The following is a 4,724-nucleotide window of genomic DNA, read 5'->3' on the forward strand; positions in this document are numbered from 1 at the left end:
GTAAGTGTAATTGGAGCAGGGTTTGTGGGCTCAACGACAGCTCAACGGATTGTGGAACGAGATCTTGCTGATGTTGTTCTTTTCGATATCGTTGAAGGCATGCCGCAAGGCAAAGCGCTTGATATGGCTGAAGCTGCGCCGGTGGAAGGATACGATGCAAAAATCATTGGAACCAATGATTATGCCGATACCAAAAACAGTGACCTGGTTGTTGTCACAGCCGGTTTACCACGAAAACCTGGCATGACACGCGAAGACCTTTTGCTGAAAAATGCCGAAATTGTTGGCAGTGTGGTGGAGCAAGTAGCAGCGCATTCACCAAACGCTATTCTTGTGGTGGTGAGTAATCCGCTGGATGCCATGACACATTTAGCCTGGAAAAAATCTGGCTTCAAGCCAAACAAAGTTATCGGTATGGCCGGTGTTTTAGATTCAGCGCGCTACCGCACGTTTATTGCGATGGAGCTTGGCATTTCGGTGAAAGATGTACAGGCGATGGTGCTTGGCGGACATGGAGATACCATGGTTCCGGTGCCACAGTATTCAACCGTTTCTGGAATTCCTATCACTGAACTTATTTCTGCAGAGCGCATCGAAGCGATTAATCAGCGCACGATTAACGGTGGAGCTGAGATTGTGAAATTGCTAAAGACCGGAAGTGCTTACTACGCAACGTCTTCCGCTGTTTTAGATATGGTGCAAAGTATTTTGCGCGACGAGAATCGTATTTTGCCATGCTGTGTTCATTTGCAAGGCGAATATGGCATCAATGATATCTATTGCGGAGTGCCGGTACAATTAGATCACACTGGTGTTGCAAAAATCATCGAGCTAAAGCTTGGCGATAAAGAGTTAGGCATGTTAAAAAACTCAGCTGAATCAGTTCGTGCAAACGTAGCCGTGTTTTCTGCTTAGAGTTTTATCTCTGAATCATTTCAATATCACAAAAAAAATCCCTCACCGAAACGTGAGGGATTTTTTTTGAGAAAAGTTTAAATGTTAAAAAGCAGTTTCATCTTTTGAAATGACCATATGAATATCTGCTGCGGGGACGGAGTGGGTGATGGCGCCTACTGAAATGTAATCCACGCCGGTTGCGGCATATTCTTTTACGGTATCTAGAGTGATATTTCCTGACACTTCCAATTTTACTCTGCCTTGAATGAGGGTTGCTGCTTCTTTTACTTTGGCAACGCTCATGTTGTCTAACATGATGATGTCTACGCCAGCTTCGAAAGCTGTTTTTACATCCGCTAATGTTTTGCATTCTACTTCAATGAGAATGCCATTTTCTTGATGAGCTTGTGCTCGCATAATTGCGGACTCAATATCTCCAGCGATGTCCACGTGATTGCCTTTGATGAGATAACGATCAAAAAGTCCGTGGCGATGGTTTTCGCCGTCGCCCATACTCACGGCATATTTCTCCAGCTCGCGGTAAGCGGGAAGGGTTTTGCGGGTATCGAGAATTTTTGCATTGGTGCCTTCGATGGCTTGCACATAGCGATGCGTGTGGGTTGCAACGCCGCACAGATGTTGCAAAAAGTTTAGAGCAGTTCGCTCTGCAACCAGCAATTGGCGCAGGTTTCCGATGACGTTGGCCAAAACAGTTCCAGCTTGCACGCGTTGTCCATCGCGAACTTCGGGCGCAAAGTGAATGTCTTCATCGCAGGCAAGAAACACTTCTTTGGCTACCTCAAGCCCAGCTACCACCAGGTCTTGCTTTGCGCGCAGCATGGCTCGGCCACGCATGCGCTCGGACACAATGGCTTCAGAAGTAATGTCGCCAGAGCCAATGTCTTCGCGAAGAGCAAGGTCGATTAAGGTGTTTACATTTTTTATCTGCATGATTTTCTCTTTAGCCCAATCGCTTCAACGAATCTACAAGCATGCTTATTTTTTCTTGTGTTGCTTGAAGCCGTGCATTTTGTTTTTCAATAATTTCTTTTGGTGCGTTTTCGATAAATTGCTTATTGGCCAGCTTTTGTGTGATGCCATCTTCTTCTTTTTTCAACTTTGCAATTTCTTTTTCCAAACGCTCTTGCTCGGCTTTGGTGTCGATGAGGCCTTCAAGCGGAATAAAATATTCGCCGTGTTCGCCAATGGCTGTTGCCATGTTTTCTTTGGAACTCATAGAATGTGACGCGTCTAAAGATGAATATTCATCTATCTTTGCGAAGAACTGCACATATTGCTTTGCTTCTTCATGAGCCCATTTTTTTTCTGAAAAAATGCTGGTGGCTTTGGGCAAGCGCTTGTGATGTGGAATATTGGTTTCGCCACGAATATTGCGGAACGTTTCCACAGGTTCTTTCACAGCAATTTCAAAAAGATGTGTTTCAGCTTCGAAAGGAAGATCGGCTTTTGTGGGATAAGTGGAAATGATAATGGCTTTTTCTTTTCCACTGACCACACTCCAAATTTCTTCAGTGAGAAAAGGAAGGAAAGGATGCAAAAGTTTAAGTGTGCTTTCCAGTACCATTTTCAGCGTATACTGACTTGCTCTTCTTTTTTCTTTGTCATCACCATTGAAACTTATTTTTGCACTTTCTACATACCAATCGCAGAAATCGTTCCAGGTAAAGTGATACAAAAGCGTTGCTGCTTGATTGAATTTAAAATCTTCAAGTGCCTCAACCACTTTGTTTACCGTACTTTGCAGCTTGTTTAAAATCCATTTATCGGAAAGCGAAAGGTTTTTTTCGCTGACAGGTTTTCCATCGTAATCTTCTACGTTCATCAGCGTGAAACGTGAAGCGTTCCACAACTTGTTGCAAAAATTCCTTCCCATTTCAAATTTGGAAGTGGAAAGTTTTAAGTCTTGGCCTTCGGTGGAAAGCATAATGAGTGAAAAGCGCATGGCATCGGCGCCGTATTGATCGATCATCTCTAAGGGATCAATGCCGTTGCCCAAACTTTTGCTCATTTTTCGGCCTTGTTCATCCAAGATGGTGCCGTGAATGTAGACATCTGAAAAAGGTACGTCGCCCATGAACTTGAGGCCCATCATCACCATGCGGGCGACCCAAAAATAAATAATGCCGCGGTCAGTGGATAGCACACTGGTGGGGTAATAGTTTTTAAGTGTTTCTGTTTGCTCCGGCCAACCCAGCGTAGAAAAGGGCCAGAGAGCAGATGAAAACCAGGTATCCAAAACATCTTCGTCTTGAACTAAGTTTTTCGAGCCACATTGCGGACATACGTGCGGAGTGTCTCGCGAAACAATGGGCGGACATTTTTTACTATCGTCCGATTGTTCGTCTGTCTGACTGTCCGAATCTGTGCAATACCACACCGGAATGCGATGGCCCCACCAAATTTGACGAGAGATGCACCAATCACGAACGTTGTCTAACCATTGCAAATAGAAACTTTCCCAGCGAGCAGGGTGAAATGAAACTCTTCCTTCTTCACTTGCTTGAATGGCTGCGCGTGTGAGCGGTTTCATTTTGACAAACCACTGATCGGAAAGCCACGGTTCTATGATGGTGTTACAGCGATAACAATGGCCAACGCTGTGAGGGTGATCTTCAATTTTTTCCAGCAGGCCTTGTTGGCTGAAGGCTTCCACTATAGCTTTGCGGCAGTCTTCGCGGCTTAAGCCTTTGTAGTTTTCGCCGGCTTCTTCATTCATGCTAGCGTCATCGTTCATCACGTTGATGCGCGGAAGATTGTGGCGTTCGCCCACTTGGAAATCGTTGGGGTCGTGGGCCGGTGTTATTTTTACCGCGCCGGAACCAAATTCACTTTCTACATAATCGTCTGCAATGATGGGAATTTGTCTTTTGGTTTCAGGAAGAAGCAACATTTTTCCTACCAGATGTTTATATCGTACATCTTTGGGATTCACGGCTACAGCGGTATCTCCCAAGAGAGTTTCTGGGCGAGTGGTGGCAACGACGAGAAATTTTTTTGGATCATCAGCAAGGGGATAGCGCAAGTGCCAAATGTGGCCAGCTGTTTCTTCGTGTTCTACTTCATCATCAGCAAGTGCAGTTCTGCAGCGCGGGCACCAGTTTACAATATATTTTCCGCGGTAGATAAGATCATCTTCATAGAGCCGAACGAAGCATTCACGAACAGCTTCAGACAAGCCTTCGTCTAAAGTGAAGCGCGTGCGATCCCAATCGCAGGAAGAGCCTAAAGCTTTAAGTTGAAGTAAAATGCGATCGCCATATTCTTCCTTCCACTTCCAAATGCGATCAATCAAGGCTTTGCGGCCGATGTCTTGGCGCTTCTTGCCTTCAGTTTTTAAAATTTCTCGCTCAACCACGTTTTGTGTGGCGATGCCGGCGTGATCTGTTCCAGGTTGCCACAGCACTTCAAAACCACTCATACGTTTCCAACGTGAAAGCACATCTTGAAGTGTGTTGTTAAGCGCGTGCCCCATGTGCAAAGCGCCAGTTACGTTTGGTGGCGGAATAACAATGCAATATGTTGGTTTTTCTGGATTGTCGGCTGCCTTGAAGTAGCCGCCATGTTCCCAAAACTGATACCATTTTGCTTCGATGGCTTTGGGATCGTAATTTTTTTCAAGCTCTTTCATGATTTTTCTTTCGTGAGTACTTTGCTGCAATGCTTGTCATTTTTTTTGTTTTGTCATCCTCGCGTACGCGGGGATGTGGATCCACAATTCTCTTTTAATTTTAAACCCTCTGGATCCCCTAAATTCACAAACGAAGTGCAACACTTTATGGATAAGGTGTTGCCATGGGAACCTACTA

3 protein-coding genes are annotated in these 4,724 nt (G+C 45.0%); 1 reads left to right on the top strand and 2 read right to left on the bottom strand.

Annotated features, from left to right (window positions below):
- Positions 1–915, top strand: a 915-nt coding sequence (gene mdh, locus COV43_05560) for a malate dehydrogenase (GenBank protein ID PIR25517.1), incomplete at its 5' end; no start/stop codon positions are given.
- Positions 916–999: 84 nt separating this feature from the next.
- Here the strand turns inward: mdh and nadC are convergent.
- Both nadC and COV43_05570 read right to left on the bottom strand, forming a co-directional pair.
- A complete protein-coding gene (gene nadC, locus COV43_05565; GenBank protein ID PIR25518.1) occupies positions 1,000–1,842 on the bottom strand; it encodes a nicotinate-nucleotide diphosphorylase (carboxylating) in 843 nt (280 codons plus the stop codon).
- Between the two features lie 16 nt (positions 1,843–1,858).
- A complete protein-coding gene (locus tag COV43_05570) occupies positions 1,859–4,546 on the bottom strand; it encodes a valine--tRNA ligase (GenBank protein PIR25515.1) in 2,688 nt (895 codons plus the stop codon).
- Positions 4,547–4,724 lie beyond the last annotated feature (178 nt).

Source organism: Deltaproteobacteria bacterium CG11_big_fil_rev_8_21_14_0_20_42_23 (genome assembly GCA_002796345.1).
Taxonomy (GTDB): domain Bacteria; phylum UBA10199; class UBA10199; order 2-02-FULL-44-16; family 2-02-FULL-44-16; genus 1-14-0-20-42-23.